This window comes from Mesorhizobium sp. NZP2234 (assembly GCF_013170765.1).
GTDB classification, from domain to species: Bacteria; Pseudomonadota; Alphaproteobacteria; order Rhizobiales; family Rhizobiaceae; genus Mesorhizobium; species Mesorhizobium loti_D.
In genome coordinates this window covers 559223-574649 of record NZ_CP033364.1, presented here as the reverse complement: position 1 = coordinate 574649, position 15427 = coordinate 559223, and the positions used below count along the sequence as shown (strand labels likewise).

Sequence of the window (15427 nt, the reverse complement as noted above, 5' to 3'; positions counted from 1 at the left end):
CTGGGAGGAAGACCATGAATTTAAGGAGCTTGAGCGCCTGTTTCGTGGCGCTGGCCGGGTTCGCAGTCTCGATGGGCGCCATGCCCGGCCATACCGCAACCCAAAAGCCTTACGTCATCTATCTCTCGAACAATTTCGTCGGCAATGACTGGCGCCAGCAGATGGAGCGCGTCGCCAATGTCGCCGTCGACAAGGGGCCGTTGAAGGGCCGCGTCGACCTCAAGATCGAAAACGCCGAGAACACCGTTCAGGCGCAGATCAATTCGCTGAACAACATTATCCGCCAGAAACCGGCCGCCATCCTCATCGATGCGTCCTCGGCCGAGGCGCTCAATCCGACCATCAAGAAGGCCTGCGACGCCGGCATCATCGTTGTCAGCTTCGACCAGACCGTTTCGGCCGAATGCGCCTACAAGCTGCATTCCGATTTCGATATCATGGCCAACAACCAGGCCGAATGGATGGCCTCCATCCTCGGCGGCAAGGGCAAGGTTTTCATGGATCGCGGCCTCGCCGGCGCGCCGATCTCGGAACAGTTCGAGAAGAATTTTGGTGCCGTGCTGAAGAAGTATCCCGGCATCGAGATCGTCGGTTATTTCAACGGCAATTATGCCGCGGGGCCCGAACAGGAGGGCGTCGCCAGCCTGCTCGCCGCCCATCCGGAAGTCGACGGCATCTTTTCGCAGGGCTACGGCACCGGTGCGATCAAGGCGCTGCAGAATGCCGACCGGCCGATGGTGCCGATCGTCGCCGCCGCCTTCAACGGTACCGGCGTGACGTGCGCCCAGACCAAGGGCGCCAAATGCTGGCTGGGTGCCAATCCTCCGTCGCTATCGGCCGAGGCGATCAAGCTCGCGGTCGACATTCTCGACACCGGCAAGAAGCCGGCCGACACCACCGTACTGTTCAATTCACCCGGCCTGACCACGGATATGGTCGATGCCAAATACGCCCCGAACTCCTCGGCGGTGAAGATCGAGCTCGGCAAGACCGTATTTCCGGATCTTGCGCCGGGACTTTCCTTGCCGGTGTCGCCGAACTGGGTCGAGATCACGCCCAAGGAGGCTTCGGGAACCTGATTTGGTGGATGCAAGGCGCCACTTTGGGCGTCGCGATTTCGCAACGAAAAATGGGAGGAGAAAATCATGAAATCACCAAGCCGTAACATCGGCCTTGCAGCGCTTGCCGTCACCATGATGGCTGCGGGCACACAGGCCGGCCACGCCGAGGACAAGAAGCCCTATACCATCTATCTCTCCAACAATTTCGTCGGCAATGATTGGCGCCAGCAAATGGAGCGTGTCGCTACAGTGTCGGTCAACAAGGGGCCGCTCAAGGGCCGCGTCGACCTCAAGATCGAGAATGTCGAGAACACCGTCCAGGCGCAGATCAATTCGCTGAACAACATCATCCGCCAGAAGCCGGACGCCATCCTCGTCGACGCCGGTTCGGACTCGGCCTTGAACCCGACCATCAAGAAGGCCTGCGATGCCGGCATCGTCGTCATCTCCTTCGACCAGGTGGTGACCGAGCCTTGCGCGCTCGCCGTCGCTTCCGACTGGGATCGCATCCCCTCCGTCATGGCCGAATGGATGGCCGCGCAGCTTGGCGGCAAGGGCAACATCATCCTCGACCGCGGCCTCGCCGGTGCGCCTATCTCGGCGCAGCTCCAGCAGGGCTATGAGAAGGTTCTGGCCAAATATCCCGACATCAAGGTCGTCGGCTATTACAACGGCAATTATGCGCTCGGACCGGAACAGTCCGGTGTCGCGGCCCTGCTTGCCGCCAATCCGAAGATCGACGGCATCATGACGCAAGGCTATGGCTCCGGTGCCATCCAGGCGTTGAAGGATGCCGGCCGGCCGATCGTCCCGGTCGTCGGCTTCTCCTACAATGTCGCTGCCGTCACCTGCGCGCAGACGCAAGGCGCCAAGTGCATCCTGGGTTCCAACCCGGCCTATCTCTCTTCGGAAGCGATCAAGCTCGCGGTCGACATTCTCGACACCGGCAAGAAGCCGGCCGAGCGCTCCGTCTCGGTCAAGGGAGACTTCGTCACCACCGATCCCTTCGAGTCCAAGCTCTATCCCGGCACCAAGATGATCAAGATCGCGATTGGCGAAAATGCGTTCCCCGACCAGGCGCCCGGCCTGACGCTGCCGATTACGCCCGACTGGGTCGAGATCACCGCTGCGGAAGCTGCCGGTACCAAGTAACATCCCGTGACCACGACCCTGTCTCCCGGCATCGCAAGATGTCGGGAGAGCTTTTCGAAGGCGCATTCATGGACCTCGTCACCGTCAACGGCCTGTCCAAACGCTATGGCGGCATCGTCGCGCTGAGCGAGGCGACATTCAGCGCCCGCGCCGGCGAGGTGCACGCGCTGCTCGGCGAGAACGGCGCGGGCAAAAGCACCTTCATCCAGATCCTGTCGGGCGCCGTACGGCACGATGGCGGCTCGATCCTGGTCGATGGCCAGGATTATCGCCCGGCCGATCCGGACGCCGCGCAGGCCCTTGGCATTGCCGCGGTCTTCCAGGAATTGTCGCTGATCCCCGATCTCAGCGTGGAACAGAACATCTGGTTCCGCCACGAGCCAAGGACGCTGCTGCGCACGGTCAACCGCGCGGAGATGCGCCGCAAGACGTTGGCGCTGCTGGAAAAATACAATTTCCCGGCACTCCGCCCCGACCAGGAACTGCGGCGGCTGACGCTGGCCGAAAGGCAGATCGTCGAGATCGCCAAGGGCCTGGCCAAGGCGCCGCGCATCCTGATCCTCGACGAGGCGACCTCGGCTTTGCCGGCGCGTGAAGCCGAATGGCTGCTGAAGCTCACCCGGCAACTGGCCGCCGAAGGCCGGTTGGTTATCTTCATCTCGCATCGCATGGCCGAGGTGCGCGCCATCGCCGACCGGCTGACCATCTTCCGCAATGGCAGCACAGTGGCCGCGCATGAAGCCAATGCCGTCTCCGACAACGAGATCGTCACCCAGATGATCGGCCGGCATCTCGACCGGCTCTATCCCGAGCGCATTGCCACCGCCACCGACCGTATTGCGCTGAAGGTCGGGAATTTCTCCATCGGCGGGCGGCTTTCCGGAGTCGATTTCGCATTGCGTGAGGGCGAAGTTCTCGGTGTCGGTGGCTTGCAGGGCCACGGCCAGCGCGAGCTGTTCCAGGCACTGTTCGGAGCCACAAGAGCGAGCGGCGCGGTGGAGCTTTGGGGCAAGCCCGCCTCGATCGGCAATCCTCGCCAGGCGCTGACCGGCAAGGACGGCATCGCGCTGGTGCCGGAGGATCGGCGCGGGCAGGGCCTGCTCCTGACCAAGAGCGTGCGCGAAAATTTGACACTATCGGTGATCAAGCGCTTTACCGAGAACGGCTTGCTCAGCCGGCAAAAGGAAGCCGCCCTGGTCAAGGAAATGGTCGATTTCCTGCGCATCAAGGCCGGCACGCCGGAGCAGCTCGCCGGCACCTTGTCCGGCGGCAACCAGCAGAAGGTGATCTTCGGCAAGATGCTGCTCACGCAGGCGCGCGTGCTGCTGCTCTACGATCCGACGCGCGGCGTCGATGTCGGCACCAAGGGCGAGATTTTCCAGCTGATGCGCGACCTCGCGGCCAAGGGCTACGCGATCCTGTTCCATTCCAGCGACATGCCGGAGCTCGTCCATGTCGCCGACCGCGTGCTGGTCATGCGCAACGGCCGCATCGCCGCGACGCTGGAGGAGGACCAGATCTCGGAGGAGCAGATTTTGCGCGCCGCCATGCTTGAAACCAGGGCGGCCTGAGGCATGGTGATGTCCGCGGAGCAGCCCATGGAGATGGCGCAAAGGCCAGCCGAAATCAAACCTGCCAAGCCATGCATCGACTGGCGCGGCCGGCTGCTCGACCGCGCGCCTTTCCTTGTCGCCTGCCTGATGCTGGCCTTGATCATCGGTATCTACGGCAGCCTCCAGTCCGGTGTCTTTTCGCTCGATGAGCTCAACCTCGACACGGCGGCGGCAATGACGCTGATGCTGGCGGCCACCGGCCAGACCATCGTGCTGGTGCGTGGTGGCATCGATCTGTCGATCGGCGGCATGATCAGCCTTGGCACGGTGATCGCGGCAACGCGCTTCACCGACGATCCGTCGACCACGGCACTTTGGACACTGATCATCCTGGCGCTCGGCTTCGTCATCGGCGCGCTCAACGGCCTGCTGATCTCGCTGCTCAGGCTGCAGCCCTTCCTGGTGACGCTTGCCACCTGGTCGATCCTCAACGGCATTGCCATGATCATCCTGCCGACCGATGGCGGCAGCATTCCCTCGTGGTGGGTCGGCTTCGCGTCCGCACAGCTCATCGGCCTGACCAGCCCTGTCTGGATGCTGCTGGCGCTGCTCGTGTTCTGGTGGTGGTTTCGCTCCACGCGCGTCGGCATCGCCATCCAGGCGACCGGCTCCAACGAGAAATCGGCCTTCTTGTCCGGCGTCTCGATCACAAGGGTCAACCTCGTCACCTATGGGCTGTCGGGCCTGTTCGCGGCCGGCGCGGCGCTGTTCCTGGTGACGCAGACCGGCGCCGGCTCGCCGACCATCGGCAAGGACTATATCCTGCCCTCGGTGGCGGCGGCCGTCATCGGCGGTGTCAGCCTGTTTGGCGGTCGTGGCCATCTTGCCGGCACGCTGATCGGCGCCTTCGTGCTGACCCTGATCGGCAATCTGGTCTTCGTCCTGCATGTGTCGAGCTACTGGCAGCCGGTCGCGTCGGGCGTCATCCTGCTGCTCTCGGTGCTCGCCAGTTCCGTCGCCGAAAAAGCCGCGAGGAGCCGCGTCCAATGAGCGCCTTCCTTGCCCGTAACCGCCTCATCGTGCTCGCCTATGCCGGCATGGTCGTGCTGCTCCTGGTCACGGCGCTGTTTTCGCCGGGCTTCCTGTCGATCTCCAACATGCGCTCGACTGTCGTGCTTGCCGCCTTCGTCGGCATCGTCGCGCTCGGCCAGACCTTCGTCATCATCGGCGGCGGCATCGACCTGTCGGTACCCTGGGTGCTCAACTCGGCCGCCATCATCATGGCGCTGCTATGCGGCGGCCAGGACCTGCCGCTGGTCTGGGTGATGCCGCTACTGCTTGGCGGCGGCGCGTTCATCGGCTTGATAAACGGCCTCGGCGTCGCCCAGTTCGGCGTGCCGCCGATCATCATGACGCTGGCCACCAACGTCATCCTGCAAGGCCTGATCCTGGTGTTGACCGGCGGCTCGCCGACGCCCTCGGCACCATCCCTGATCCAGTTCCTCTCGGTCGGCCGCATCGGCGGCTTTCCGGTCATTGCATTGATCTGGCTGGCATTGACGCTGGTTGCAACGCTGCTGCTCTCCAAGGCGGCGTTCGGCCGTCATCTCTATGCCTTGGGCACCAGCGCCACGGTCGCGGAATTCTCCGGCGTGCCGACGGCGCGCACCACCATCCTCACCTATGTCATATCAGGCCTCACCGCCGCCTTCGCCGGCATGCTTTTGACCGGTTATTCCGGCCAGGCCTATCTCGGCATGGGTGACGCCTATCTGTTCACCTCCATAGCCGCGGTCGCCATCGGCGGCGCCTCGATCCTCGGGGGCAGCGGCCACTATCTCGGCACTGTCGCCGGCGCCATGGTGCTCACCATCCTCACCGGGCTGCTGCCGGCGCTGAACCTGTCGAGCGGCGCGCTGCTTGTCGTCTACGGCGCGGTGATCCTGCTTACCGTGTCGATCGGCAGCGAAACCTTCGCCGGGCTTGGCGGCAGGCTGCGCAGAAAAGAGGGCTGACCATGGTCGAAATTTCTTGTGTCGTCGACGCCAGGGCCGAGCTCGGCGAAGGGACGCTCTGGGACCCCCAGGCCGGCGTGCTGTGGTGGATCGACATCTGGAAGAAGCTGATCCATCGCTACGATCCGTCGACCGGCAAGGACGAGACCTTCGAGACACCGGAATATCTCGGCTGCCTCGGCCTGCGCGAAAAGGGCGGCCTCGTGCTGACCATGACCGACGGTTTTCATTTCTTCGACCCTGTGACCGGCAGGTTCGAGGCGATCGTCGATCCGGAATCCCATATGCCGAAGACCCGCTTCAATGACGGCAAGCCGGACCGCCAGGGCCGCTTCTGGTCGGGCTCGATGTTCGAGGTGCCGGGCCAGCCGATCGAATTCATCGGTGCACTCTACCGGCTCGATCCAGACCTCTCCGTGCACAAGATGATCGATGGCATCGGCTGCTCCAACGGGCTTGCCTGGAGCCCGGATTCGAAGACCATGTATTTCTCCGACAGCCATGCCGGCGCGGTATGGGCCTATGATTTCGATCCCGCCACCGGCGATATCGAGAACCGCCGCACCTTCATAGACATGACGGTGACCGGCGGCGTCGCCGACGGCGCCACGGTCGACGCCGACGGCTGCTACTGGGTGACCATTCCGGTGACCAGCAAGATCTGCCGCTACGACCCCGACGGTCGGCTGATGCAGACGGTGCTGCTGCCGACCGACCTGCCGACCTGCTGCGAGTTCGGCGGCAAGGACCTCGACATCCTCTATGTCACCTCGGCCGTGCTGAAGCGTCCCGACAGCCACTTCATCGGCCAGAAGAACCCGGGCGGATTGTTCGCGCTCGACGTCGGCGTCAAGGGCCTGACACTGCCGGCCTTCAAGGGCTGACGTCCACGTTCAAGCCGCCGACATCACCAGCGGTGTCTCGGCCTTCCGTGTCATTCCGGTAGCGAAACGACGCTCGAGATAGCTGGCGTACAGCGATAGTGGCCAGCACAGCGCGAAGTAGATGATCGATACCGTGCCGAACACCAATACCGGCTGGAAAGTCACGGTGTTGACCTGCGTGGCGGCGCGGGCGAGCTCGGTCAGCCCGATCAGCGAGGCGATCGACGTGGTCTTGACGATCTGCACCATGAAGCCGACCGTCGGCGGCAGCATCAGCCGTATTGCCTGGGGAATGACCACCAGCCGCAGCGTCCTGACAAAACGGAAGCCGAGTGCCGTCGCGGCCTCCCATTGTCCCTTGGGTATAGCCTCGATGGCGCCGCGGAAGATCTCGCCGAAGAAGGCGCCGCCGTTGAGCGAGAACGTCACCGCGGCAGCCGCCCACGGATCTGGCCTGTAGCCGAGGAAGGATGACCCGTAATAGGCCATGAACAGCTGGATCAGGATCGGCGTGCCCATGAAGAACTGGATGTAGCCGGCGGCCAGCCAGCGCAGCGGCCGCGCCGGCGCCACCCGGATCGCGGCGACCACGAGACCGATCAGGCCGCCGCCGGCAAAGGCGATCAGCGCCAGAAGGATTGTCCAGCGTGTCGCCAAGAGCAGGAACATCAGTTCGTTGGGGCCGAAATCGCGCAGGCTCATGGTTCAGACCTTCCAGCGGAACACGAGCTTGCCGATGCCGGCGAAGAGCAGGCTGGCGACCTGCACCAGCACGAAATAGATGATGGCGATGATGATGTAGACCTCGAAGCTCCTGAAGGTCTGCATGACAAGGTTGTTGGCGACCGCCGTCAGTTCCTCCGCCGCGATCGCGCCGACGATCGACGTCCCCATGATCTGCAGGATGAACTGCGCCGAAAGCGACGGGTAGACCGCTCGCGCCGCCGGCACCAGCACGACATGGCGGATGATGCGGTAGCGGCTGAGGCCGAGCGACTTGGCCGCCTCGATCTGCCCTTCCGGGATGGCTTCGATGCCGGCGCGCAGTATCTCGGTGGCGTAGGCGCCGAGATGGATCGACAGCGCGACGACGGCGGCCGTGTTGCTCGACAGCTTGAAGCCGAACAGTGGCAGCGAGAAGAAGACGAAATAGAGCTGGATCAGAAGCGGTGTGTTGCGGATCAGTTCGACATAGGCAGCGATGACCCACGACACCAAACGCGGCCCGAAGCTGCGGCCGACGGCACCGAGCACGCCGATGGCGGTGCCGAACAGGATCGACAGTGCCGCCAGCTGGATGGTTTTTTCCAGGCCGCGCAGCAACAAGTCGAGATGGATGAGGATCGGGCCGAATTGCAGGGCGGTTTGCATGGCATCCCGTCACGAGGTCGAGGAAGCGGGGCTGGCTTGGCCCCGCCCGACTGCGGATGTGTAAATCAGAAAACCGGCAGTACCGGCAGTGGTTGGTTGCGGTACTTCATCGACAGCGCATCCAGCGTGCCGTCGGTCTTCATGGTGAACAGCCAGGTGTTGATCCACTGCCGCAGATTGTCGTTGCCCTTGGCGACGCCGATGCCGAAGTAGAAGGTCTTCAGCACGTATTTCTGCTCGAAGGCGTCACCATTCTGCGCCTTCTTCAGATAGATCTCGCCATAGTCGCCACCGCCCATGGCATCGATCTGGCCCGACACCATCGCTTGCAGCAGCGAGGAATAGTCGTCGAATCGCAGGATCTCGATGCCGGGATTGGCTTCGGCGGCCTTGGTCAGCAACCCGTCCTCGCCGGTGCCGCGCGTCAGGCCGACCTTCTTGCCGACCAGGTCGGCGACACCCTTGATACTGGTGCTTTTCGGAGCGATCACCACCGCCGACTGGCCGGCATAGGGGATCGAATAGTCGATCTGGATGGCGCGCGCCGGGGTGATCGAGAAGATCGAGATCACCGCGTCGACCTGCTTGGTCAGCAAGGCCGGGATGCGGCCGGGCGAAGTGACGGTGACGAATTCGACCGGCACGCCGAGCGCCTCGCCCATCTTGTTGGCGACCTCGACGTCGAAGCCGGTTGGCTTCAGATTGGCGTCGAGAAAGCCGTAGGGCGGCGTCGTGGTGTCGATGGCGACGACCAGTTTGCCGCGCGCGATAATATCCTCGACCGACTGCGCCGAAGCGATCGATGGCAACAGCGCCGCAATCGCCAGCACGATGCCGGCCAGCAAGGCACCGGCCCCTCTCAGGAAAGTCCGCATGTTTTCCTCCCATGCATTTTTCTGGCGCCTTGCGTCGATATCGTTCGGGCGGGGCGCACTCGCCGCCCGAGGATTTGAAACAGATCGATCTCGCTCGCCGACATCCCTTGCAAACCGGGGACGCAGCGTTTCCTCTGCGAGTTATAATGGTATGCTATTATAATATTACCCGCCTGTCCATGAGTGTTCAGGCAGCTCTTTTCTATCGCCTTGATAACCGCAAGTGCTGGCAGAAACGGGCCTCTCGCGGCGCGCCTCTTCGGCATGGCTAACGATCATCTGAATCATGAGCGCGGCTGATGCCTGCAAGGCATCGAGCCGCATGGTCGTTGCCGCTATCGACCGGTCTGGCGTGCCGCGCGGCGAACGCTTTGCAACAGAATGGCAAGGCAGCCGACCAGCAGCAGCGCGCCGCCGATGAGCGGCGGCAATGCCAGCAGCTTCACCGCCGCCACGACGGCGGCCACCAGCACCAGCGCCAGCAGCGCCAGATTGCCGTCATCGACGAACATGCCGAAGAATTCACTGGCGACAAGACGAATGGCATTCATCGGGCGAGCCCTCCAGCGGCCGCGGGATAGGTCATGCGCAGCCAGCGCACCATGGCAAAGGACGCCAGCGCGACGATGGCGAAGATGGCGAGCAGGGCGAGATCGGCGCCCGGCCAGTCGGCGCCGATGCCCTCGCCGGTCCAGAAGATACCGAAGCTGGTCAGCATCAGCCCGACCACGAATTTCAACGCATTCTCCGGCACACGCGCCAGCGGCTTGTGGACCGCCAGACCGATTAGCATGACAAGGATGAATGCCGCCAGCGCGCCCAGGCTGGCATACAGCGTCTGCCCGTGCGCCGCGCCGACGGCAATGACGATGAACACCACCTCGACGCCCTCCAGCAGCACCGCCTTGAACGAGGCCAGTCCGGCGAGGTAGTCGGCACGGCGGTCGTTGGCCTGCTGGTGCAGAGCGGCCGTCTCCTTGGAGAAGGCCGCCGCCTCGTCATGCAGGGCGATGACGCCGACGCTGCGCAGGATGGCCTTTCTTAGCCAGCGCATACCGAACAGGATGAGCAGGACGCCGACGACGAACTGCAGTGTGGTGATCGGCACCAGCGCCAGCAGCGGTCCGAACGCCAGCACCAGGGCCGCCAGCACCGCCAGCGCCAGGGCGGCACCGGTCAATGCCGGGCGCCAGCCGCGCGTCACGCCGACCGCAAGCACGATGGTAAAGGCTTCGACGACCTCGACGAAGGAGGCGAGAAATGCCGCCGTGACCGTCGAGAGCATGGGTGTCAGCGTCTGCATCAAGGCTTCCTGTCCTGTCTCGTCCGGCCCGAAGCTTCCGGGCGGAATCCCGGGAAGGGAGGCCCGGAATCACATATATGGTCCGCACCACATAGCGCTCCGGGAGCCGCGGGAAAGCAAGTGAACGCCAATGGGCGGCGCTTCAGGACAATCGAGGCCGCACACCGCGGCTGCGGGATGCGCGGTTGGATCAGATCATACCCGACATGTCGGAGAAGGCCATCGCCTTGCGCAGCAGCTCGGCGAAACGTTCGCCGGCAACCTCGCGTTGGCCACTGTTGTCGATCGAGGTGACGCCGGGTCCGGACAGGGTGACGTTGGCGCTGCGCGCCAGCCGCGCCAGCACTTCGCCACGCGACTCGCGGCCGCGCATCGCCAGCCGCTCGGCCAGCACATCAGGCGAGGCGGTGATCTCGACAATGGCCAGATTGGCATAGCGCTCGCGCAAGGTGGGGATGATCGCGCGCGACACATTGGCGACCGCGACATGACCATTGGCGACCGACCAGTCGACATCGGCAGGCAGGCCATAGCGCAAGCCATGCGCTTCCCACGAGATGGCGAAGGCGCCGTCGGCCTCGGCCTCGACAAAGGCCGCGTCGGCCAGCGTGTCGTGATCCTCGCTCGCGACATCGCTCGGCCTGGTGATGACGCGGCGGACGAACTCCAGCCGGCTCTCGTCGGCAAAGAGCGTGCGGGCGTAGCCGATCACCGTGTCCTTGCCGGCGCCGCTTGGCCCCACGACGGCGACAAAGACGCCGTGGCGGATCGGAAACGTCTCGGCGGACAATTCACGTTCGATCAAGGCCGACACCATCATGCGACCCGGCGTCCCTGCCGCCAGACGGTGCGCACGACCGGAACATGGTCATCGACACGCACGCGCACCAGGTCGGCGCGGCGGCCCTGTTCGATGACGCCGCGGTCGGTGAGGCCAACGGCTTCCGCCGGGTTCTTCGAAACCATGGCGACCGCCTGCGGCAGCGAAATGCCTTCGACCATGTCGCCGAGGAAGAAGGCCGACTGGATCAGGCTGAACGGAATATAGTCGGATGACAGGATGTCGAGCAGGCCGTCGCTGGCCAGCGTGCGCGCCGAGACATTGCCCGAATGCGAAGCGCCGCGCATGACGTTGGGCGCGCCCATCAGCACGCCCAGGCCCGCGGCCTTCGAGGCGCGCGCCGCTTCCTCGGTGGTCGGGAACTCGGCAACGCGCACACCTTGCTCGATCGCCTCGTCGACATGGCTCGACGTGGCGTCGTCATGGCTGGCGAGCACGATGCCGCGCTCCTGGCAGGCAGCGGCGATCACCGCGCGGTTCGGCGCCGAATAGCGCGCCGATTCCGCCATCCGCTTCTCGCAGAACAATTTGAAGTCGCGGTCGGTCAGCTTCAGCTTGCGCTGGTAGTAGTAGGCATAGGTTTCGAGATTGACGAACTGACGCTGGCCGGGCGCATGGTCCATCAGCGACGCCAACTTGACCCGGTCGTCCTTATCGAAATTGGCGAAGGCCTGCAGGCAGTCGGGCGCCGAAACCTCGCAGCGCAGATGCAGGAAATGATCGGCGCGCAGACGATCCCGCGCGACGCTGTCCTCGATTGCATCGGCGAGCTTGCGGATATCGGCCAAGGTAAGATCGGCGTCCTCGTCCATGCCGACGCGCAAGGCGTCGAGCACGGTGGTGATGCCGGCCGTCGCCACCTGCGCGTCATGGGCAAGCACCGCCGCGATCGGGTTCCAGCGTACCTTCGGCCGTGGTGCGTAATGGCCCTCGAGATGGTCGGTGTGCAGTTCGACCAGCCCCGGAATGACATAGTCGCCGCCCATGTCGTCGCCGGTGCGGGCAGCGCCGGCATCGATGCCGGCGATGAAGCCGTCGCGCAGCACCAGCGACCCCTCGACGATCTCGTCGGCTAGCACGATACGGGCGTTGGAAAGAACGGTCTCGGCGGTCATTTCGGGCAGTCCTTGATCATCTGGGGCAGGGCTTGTTCAGGCGATTTTTCTGGCCGGTCGGCGTCCCAGCGCGTGCTGGGAAAGCACCATGAAAGGCGCCCCGGGTTCGGTTTCGACAAACAGCGTCAGCGCGTCCACCAGCACAGGTTGTTGCAGCACTTCGGCGAACAGGCTGTCGATTGCCAGGCGAAGACGGGGGCTTTCCTGTGGCCCGACCCGACCCGACAGCGTCATATGGAAGCGAAAGGTCTCGAAGACATAGGGGTAGCCCCACTGGCAGAGATTGCGGAACTCGGCCGGCTTCAGCGAATCGGGGCTGCGCCGCTCGATTTCGGCCTCTGTCAGTGGCGCGCGAAAGCGGTCGAAGTCGCGCACGACCTCGTCGGCGAAACGGTTGAGCGAAGGCAACGGTCCTTCAGGCACCAGCGCGAAGAAGCTGTCGATCTGGCTGACGACGAGACGCGGTATCGTCACGACAGGCGTCGCCTCGGCAAAATGGTCGAGCCCCGCGCGCAGCGACGTTTCCGTCTCGTTGGCGGCTAGGCGGAAGGGGGCTTTCAGCGTCGCGTGGAAGCCATAGCGGCGGGCCGAAGCTGTGTGGAAGGCAACTTCCGCCGCCGCCAGATCGGCCACGGCCTCGACCGGCCTTGTCGCCGCGCCGAACGGGTCGCGGCCCAGCCAATTGGCGGCGATCCGCGCCAGCGGTTCGTCCTGCCGGGGGGTGAAATAGATGGCATAACGCATGGGAAGTCCTCGTCAGATCCGTTGCCATAGGTGATTTCCATGACGGATTGACGAAGCTTTGAAGGGTTTTCGAAGGCAAATCGCGCCAGGCGGTCCTTAGCCGACGATTTTTTCAAACTGGACCAACAACTTCAGCCGGCGCGACCGGAACGATCAGGCCTTCATCAACCATTCGTGCTCGGGGGCATTGTGGAATTTCCACGTCCGCTTCGGTCCGGCCATGACGTTGAGATAGTACAGATCGTAGCCATGGCAGGCGGCGCAGGGATGATAACCCTTGGGCACCAGCACGACGTCGCCATCCTCGATCGCCATGGCTTCGTCCAGCGCGCGATGGCCGTTCTTGTCGGCGTCGGTGTAGACGCGCTGGAAGGCAAAACCCTGCGGCGGGTTGAGACGGTGATAGTAGGTTTCCTCGAGATAGGATTCATCAGGCAGATTGTCCTGGTCATGCTTGTGTGGCGGGTAGCTCGACGTGTGGCCGCCGGGCGTGATGACCTCGACCACCAGCAGCGAGTCCGCCGGCTTGCCTTCCGGCAGGATGTTGGTGACGTAGCGCGTGTTGGTGCCCTTGCCGCGCACTTCCTGGCCGAGATCGTCGGGTCCGATCACCCGAACCGGCAGGCCGCCGCCAAGACCGGGCGCCGAGCACACCGCGAGTTCCAGCTCGGTATCGGCCGTTACCGACCAGTCCGATCCCTCGGGAATATAGACCGACCACGGCTTGCCTTCGAAGGGCGACATGCGTCCCCCGAGCAGGCCAAGATCCTTGCCGCCGGCTTTCGCCTTGCCCTTGCCGGTGATGAACACCAGGCAGACTTCACGGTCTTCAGTTTTTCCCGACGCGTTTTCGCCGGGCCGCAGCCGGTGCAGGTCGAAACCGACATAGGTCCAGCCAGCGCTTTTCGGCGTTACATGAGCGACGCGGCCATGGCCCTTGTCGGCCTTCACGAGCAGCTTCGACATTTTTGTCTCTCCTATCGCAAATCTTCGAGATTGGCCGAAGCCTCTCAACTTCGTCATCCTAGGGCGCAGCAGGAGCGAAGCTCCGTCGCGAAGACCCTAGGATCCATGCCGTTACCTCGGCCCAAAAGCGCGACGGAACGGAATTCTGCACCGTCACACCACATTCAACGTCATGGCATGGATCCTAGGGTCTGCGCTGCGTCGCTACGCTCCTTGCCACGCCCTAGGATGACGAAGTGAGGAGCGTTCCAGCCAATCGCCAACGTACGCGATGTCATGCACACAGAATCCGATACGCAAAACGCCCGCGCCATGGACCGTTCTACTCCGTCGGCTTGACCGGAGGCTTATCTTCGATCGGCTTGTACAGATAAAAAAACTGCCAGACGCCATAGCCGGCGAAGCCGAGCGCGATGACGCCCCAGAACGGCGTGCCGGTGGCGAACTCGATGATCGACCAGATGACGCAGACCGCGACGACGGCGACACGCCGCCACAGGGGCCGGAAGAGCGGGTGTTCGGAATCTTTCATCGGGCCAATCTACAGCAACCTGCCTCGTCGTGAACCCATCGCGTCAGGCATTCGGAAAACCCTGGGTCTCCACCGTGTAGCCGGCGGCCGTCATCACCCGCATCAACTCCTTGTGGCCGACCTGCGCCATCTTGAGCGGCGGGTTCTTTTTCGGGTCCTGCTCGGCCTCGACCACGAACCAGCCCTCATAGCCATGGTCGGCGAAGCGCTGCACGATGGCGCCGAAATCGAGCGAGCCGTCGCCCGGCACGGTGAAGGCGCCGAGAGCCACTGCGTCGAGGAAGGACTGTTTCGTGCGGTCGAGCTTGTCGATCACGTCCATGCGCACATCCTTCACATGGACATGGCTGATGCGCTTATGGTGGTTGTCGATGGCGCGCAGCACGTCGCCGCCGGCAAAGGCCAGATGTCCGGCATCGAGCAGCAGCGGGATGCCTTCGCCGGAATGGCGCATGAAGGCATCGAGTTCCGGCTCGGTCTCGACCACCGCCGCCATGTGGTGGTGATAGGAAAGCGGCATGCCTTGCTCGGCGCACCATTCGCCGAACTCGGTCAGGCGCCTGCCATAGACCTTCATTTCGTCACCGGTGAGTTTCGGCTTGGTGGCCAGCGGCTTCGAGCGGTCGCCCTGGATCGAGCGGCCGACCTCGCCATAGACGATGCAAGGCGCATTGACCGCCTTGAACAGGTCGATCATCGGCTGGATGCGGTCCTTGTTCTTGCCCATCTCCTCATCGACCAGCGTTCCGGAAAACCAGCCGCCGCACAGCGTCACGTCGGCTGCCTTCAGGATCGGCAGCATGACGGCGGGGTCGTTGGGAAAACGCCGGCCCATTTCCATGCCGGTGAAGCCGGCCGAACGCGACTGGCGCAGGCACTCCTCCAGCGACACGTCATCGCTCAGTTCCGCAAGATCGTCGTTCCACCACGCGATGGGGGACATGCCCAGTTTGGCTTTCAAGTCGTCACTCCAGATTGGAACAGTTCATTGTTTGGCCGCTGGCGCCGCCCCTCG

General features: G+C 63.7%; 17 protein-coding genes. 6 read left to right on the top strand and 11 right to left on the bottom strand.

The window, feature by feature from the left end; all coding sequences use genetic code 11:
- The first annotated feature begins 14 nt into the window (after window positions 1-14).
- The 6 genes from EB230_RS02635 to EB230_RS02610 all read left to right on the top strand — a co-directional run bounded on the left by EB230_RS02635 (window position 15) and on the right by EB230_RS02610 (window position 6665).
- Window positions 15-1079 carry a substrate-binding domain-containing protein gene (locus EB230_RS02635; protein WP_246738901.1) on the top strand — a complete coding sequence of 355 codons (1065 nt, stop codon included), beginning with the start codon at window positions 15-17 and terminating at the stop codon, window positions 1077-1079.
- Window positions 1080-1145: 66 nt separating this feature from the next.
- Window positions 1146-2213 carry a substrate-binding domain-containing protein gene (locus EB230_RS02630; RefSeq protein WP_172347449.1) on the top strand — a complete coding sequence of 356 codons (1068 nt, stop codon included), beginning with the start codon at window positions 1146-1148 and terminating at the stop codon, window positions 2211-2213.
- Window positions 2214-2281: 68 nt separating this feature from the next.
- A complete protein-coding gene (locus EB230_RS02625) occupies window positions 2282-3784 on the top strand; it encodes a sugar ABC transporter ATP-binding protein (protein ID WP_246738900.1) in 1503 nt (500 codons plus the stop codon).
- Window positions 3785-3787: 3 nt separating this feature from the next.
- Complete coding sequence (locus EB230_RS02620) at window positions 3788-4816, top strand: ABC transporter permease (protein WP_172371231.1); 1029 nt, start codon at window positions 3788-3790, stop codon at window positions 4814-4816.
- A complete protein-coding gene (locus EB230_RS02615; protein WP_172371229.1) occupies window positions 4813-5781 on the top strand; it encodes an ABC transporter permease in 969 nt (322 codons plus the stop codon). The genes EB230_RS02620 and EB230_RS02615 overlap by 4 nt, the downstream gene beginning before the upstream one ends.
- Window positions 5782-5783: 2 nt before the next feature.
- A complete protein-coding gene (locus tag EB230_RS02610; RefSeq protein WP_056568783.1) occupies window positions 5784-6665 on the top strand; it encodes an SMP-30/gluconolactonase/LRE family protein in 882 nt (293 codons plus the stop codon).
- A gap of 9 nt (window positions 6666-6674) precedes the next feature.
- Here EB230_RS02610 and EB230_RS02605 read toward each other — a convergent pair whose 3' ends face one another.
- From EB230_RS02605 to iolE, 11 genes are all read right to left on the bottom strand, one after another.
- Window positions 6675-7367, bottom strand: coding sequence for an amino acid ABC transporter permease (locus EB230_RS02605; protein ID WP_056568786.1), 693 nt, complete (start codon window positions 7365-7367; stop codon window positions 6675-6677).
- Between the two features lie 3 nt (window positions 7368-7370).
- Window positions 7371-8036 (bottom strand): amino acid ABC transporter permease, encoded by a 666-nt coding sequence (locus EB230_RS02600; RefSeq protein ID WP_056568790.1) that lies wholly within the window; start codon window positions 8034-8036, stop codon window positions 7371-7373.
- A 65-nt stretch (window positions 8037-8101) separates the two neighbouring features.
- Window positions 8102-8911: a transporter substrate-binding domain-containing protein gene (locus EB230_RS02595; protein ID WP_056568793.1), complete on the bottom strand. Its 810-nt coding sequence runs from the start codon at window positions 8909-8911 to the stop codon at window positions 8102-8104.
- Window positions 8912-9246: 335 nt separating this feature from the next.
- A complete protein-coding gene (locus EB230_RS02590) occupies window positions 9247-9462 on the bottom strand; it encodes a hypothetical protein (protein WP_056568795.1) in 216 nt (71 codons plus the stop codon).
- Window positions 9459-10214 (bottom strand): COG4280 domain-containing protein, encoded by a 756-nt coding sequence (locus tag EB230_RS02585; RefSeq protein WP_172371227.1) that lies wholly within the window; start codon window positions 10212-10214, stop codon window positions 9459-9461. The genes EB230_RS02590 and EB230_RS02585 overlap by 4 nt, the downstream gene beginning before the upstream one ends.
- Before the next feature lie 190 nt (window positions 10215-10404).
- The gene (gene phnN, locus EB230_RS02580) at window positions 10405-11034 is read right to left on the bottom strand and encodes a phosphonate metabolism protein/1,5-bisphosphokinase (PRPP-forming) PhnN (protein ID WP_172371225.1); all 630 of its coding nucleotides are present in this window, start codon (window positions 11032-11034) and stop codon (window positions 10405-10407) included.
- Window positions 11031-12170: an alpha-D-ribose 1-methylphosphonate 5-triphosphate diphosphatase gene (locus EB230_RS02575; protein WP_056568804.1), complete on the bottom strand. Its 1140-nt coding sequence runs from the start codon at window positions 12168-12170 to the stop codon at window positions 11031-11033. Before EB230_RS02575 ends, phnN begins: the two co-directional genes overlap by 4 nt.
- A gap of 36 nt (window positions 12171-12206) precedes the next feature.
- Window positions 12207-12914 (bottom strand): DUF1045 domain-containing protein, encoded by a 708-nt coding sequence (locus EB230_RS02570; protein ID WP_172371224.1) that lies wholly within the window; start codon window positions 12912-12914, stop codon window positions 12207-12209.
- Between the two features lie 153 nt (window positions 12915-13067).
- Window positions 13068-13880 carry a 5-deoxy-glucuronate isomerase gene (gene iolB / locus EB230_RS02565; protein WP_056568809.1) on the bottom strand — a complete coding sequence of 271 codons (813 nt, stop codon included), beginning with the start codon at window positions 13878-13880 and terminating at the stop codon, window positions 13068-13070.
- A gap of 322 nt (window positions 13881-14202) precedes the next feature.
- The gene (locus EB230_RS02560; RefSeq protein ID WP_172371223.1) at window positions 14203-14412 is read right to left on the bottom strand and encodes a DUF3329 domain-containing protein; all 210 of its coding nucleotides are present in this window, start codon (window positions 14410-14412) and stop codon (window positions 14203-14205) included.
- A gap of 43 nt (window positions 14413-14455) precedes the next feature.
- Window positions 14456-15373, bottom strand: coding sequence for a myo-inosose-2 dehydratase (iolE, locus tag EB230_RS02555; protein ID WP_056568816.1), 918 nt, complete (start codon window positions 15371-15373; stop codon window positions 14456-14458).
- Window positions 15374-15427 lie beyond the last annotated feature (54 nt).

Bases quoted from the DNA above. Each gene is read 5' to 3' on its own strand.
- EB230_RS02585 (WP_172371227.1), bottom strand. From the start codon at position 10,214: ATGCAGACGCTGACACCCATGCTCTCGACGGTCACGGCGGCATTTCTC.
- phnN (WP_172371225.1), bottom strand. From the start codon at position 11,034: ATGATGGTGTCGGCCTTGATCGAACGTGAATTGTCCGCCGAGACGTTT.
- EB230_RS02615 (WP_172371229.1), top strand. From the start codon at position 4,813: ATGAGCGCCTTCCTTGCCCGTAACCGCCTCATCGTGCTCGCCTATGCC.
- EB230_RS02590 (WP_056568795.1), bottom strand. From the start codon at position 9,462: ATGAATGCCATTCGTCTTGTCGCCAGTGAATTCTTCGGCATGTTCGTC.
- EB230_RS02625 (WP_246738900.1), top strand. From the start codon at position 2,282: ATGGACCTCGTCACCGTCAACGGCCTGTCCAAACGCTATGGCGGCATC.
- EB230_RS02605 (WP_056568786.1), bottom strand. From the start codon at position 7,367: ATGAGCCTGCGCGATTTCGGCCCCAACGAACTGATGTTCCTGCTCTTG.
- EB230_RS02595 (WP_056568793.1), bottom strand. From the start codon at position 8,911: ATGCGGACTTTCCTGAGAGGGGCCGGTGCCTTGCTGGCCGGCATCGTG.
- EB230_RS02610 (WP_056568783.1), top strand. From the start codon at position 5,784: ATGGTCGAAATTTCTTGTGTCGTCGACGCCAGGGCCGAGCTCGGCGAA.
- EB230_RS02630 (WP_172347449.1), top strand. From the start codon at position 1,146: ATGAAATCACCAAGCCGTAACATCGGCCTTGCAGCGCTTGCCGTCACC.
- EB230_RS02570 (WP_172371224.1), bottom strand. From the start codon at position 12,914: ATGCGTTATGCCATCTATTTCACCCCCCGGCAGGACGAACCGCTGGCG.
- EB230_RS02600 (WP_056568790.1), bottom strand. From the start codon at position 8,036: ATGCAAACCGCCCTGCAATTCGGCCCGATCCTCATCCATCTCGACTTG.
- EB230_RS02575 (WP_056568804.1), bottom strand. From the start codon at position 12,170: ATGACCGCCGAGACCGTTCTTTCCAACGCCCGTATCGTGCTAGCCGAC.
- EB230_RS02635 (WP_246738901.1), top strand. From the start codon at position 15: ATGAATTTAAGGAGCTTGAGCGCCTGTTTCGTGGCGCTGGCCGGGTTC.
- iolB (WP_056568809.1), bottom strand. From the start codon at position 13,880: ATGTCGAAGCTGCTCGTGAAGGCCGACAAGGGCCATGGCCGCGTCGCT.
- EB230_RS02560 (WP_172371223.1), bottom strand. From the start codon at position 14,412: ATGAAAGATTCCGAACACCCGCTCTTCCGGCCCCTGTGGCGGCGTGTC.
- EB230_RS02620 (WP_172371231.1), top strand. From the start codon at position 3,788: ATGGTGATGTCCGCGGAGCAGCCCATGGAGATGGCGCAAAGGCCAGCC.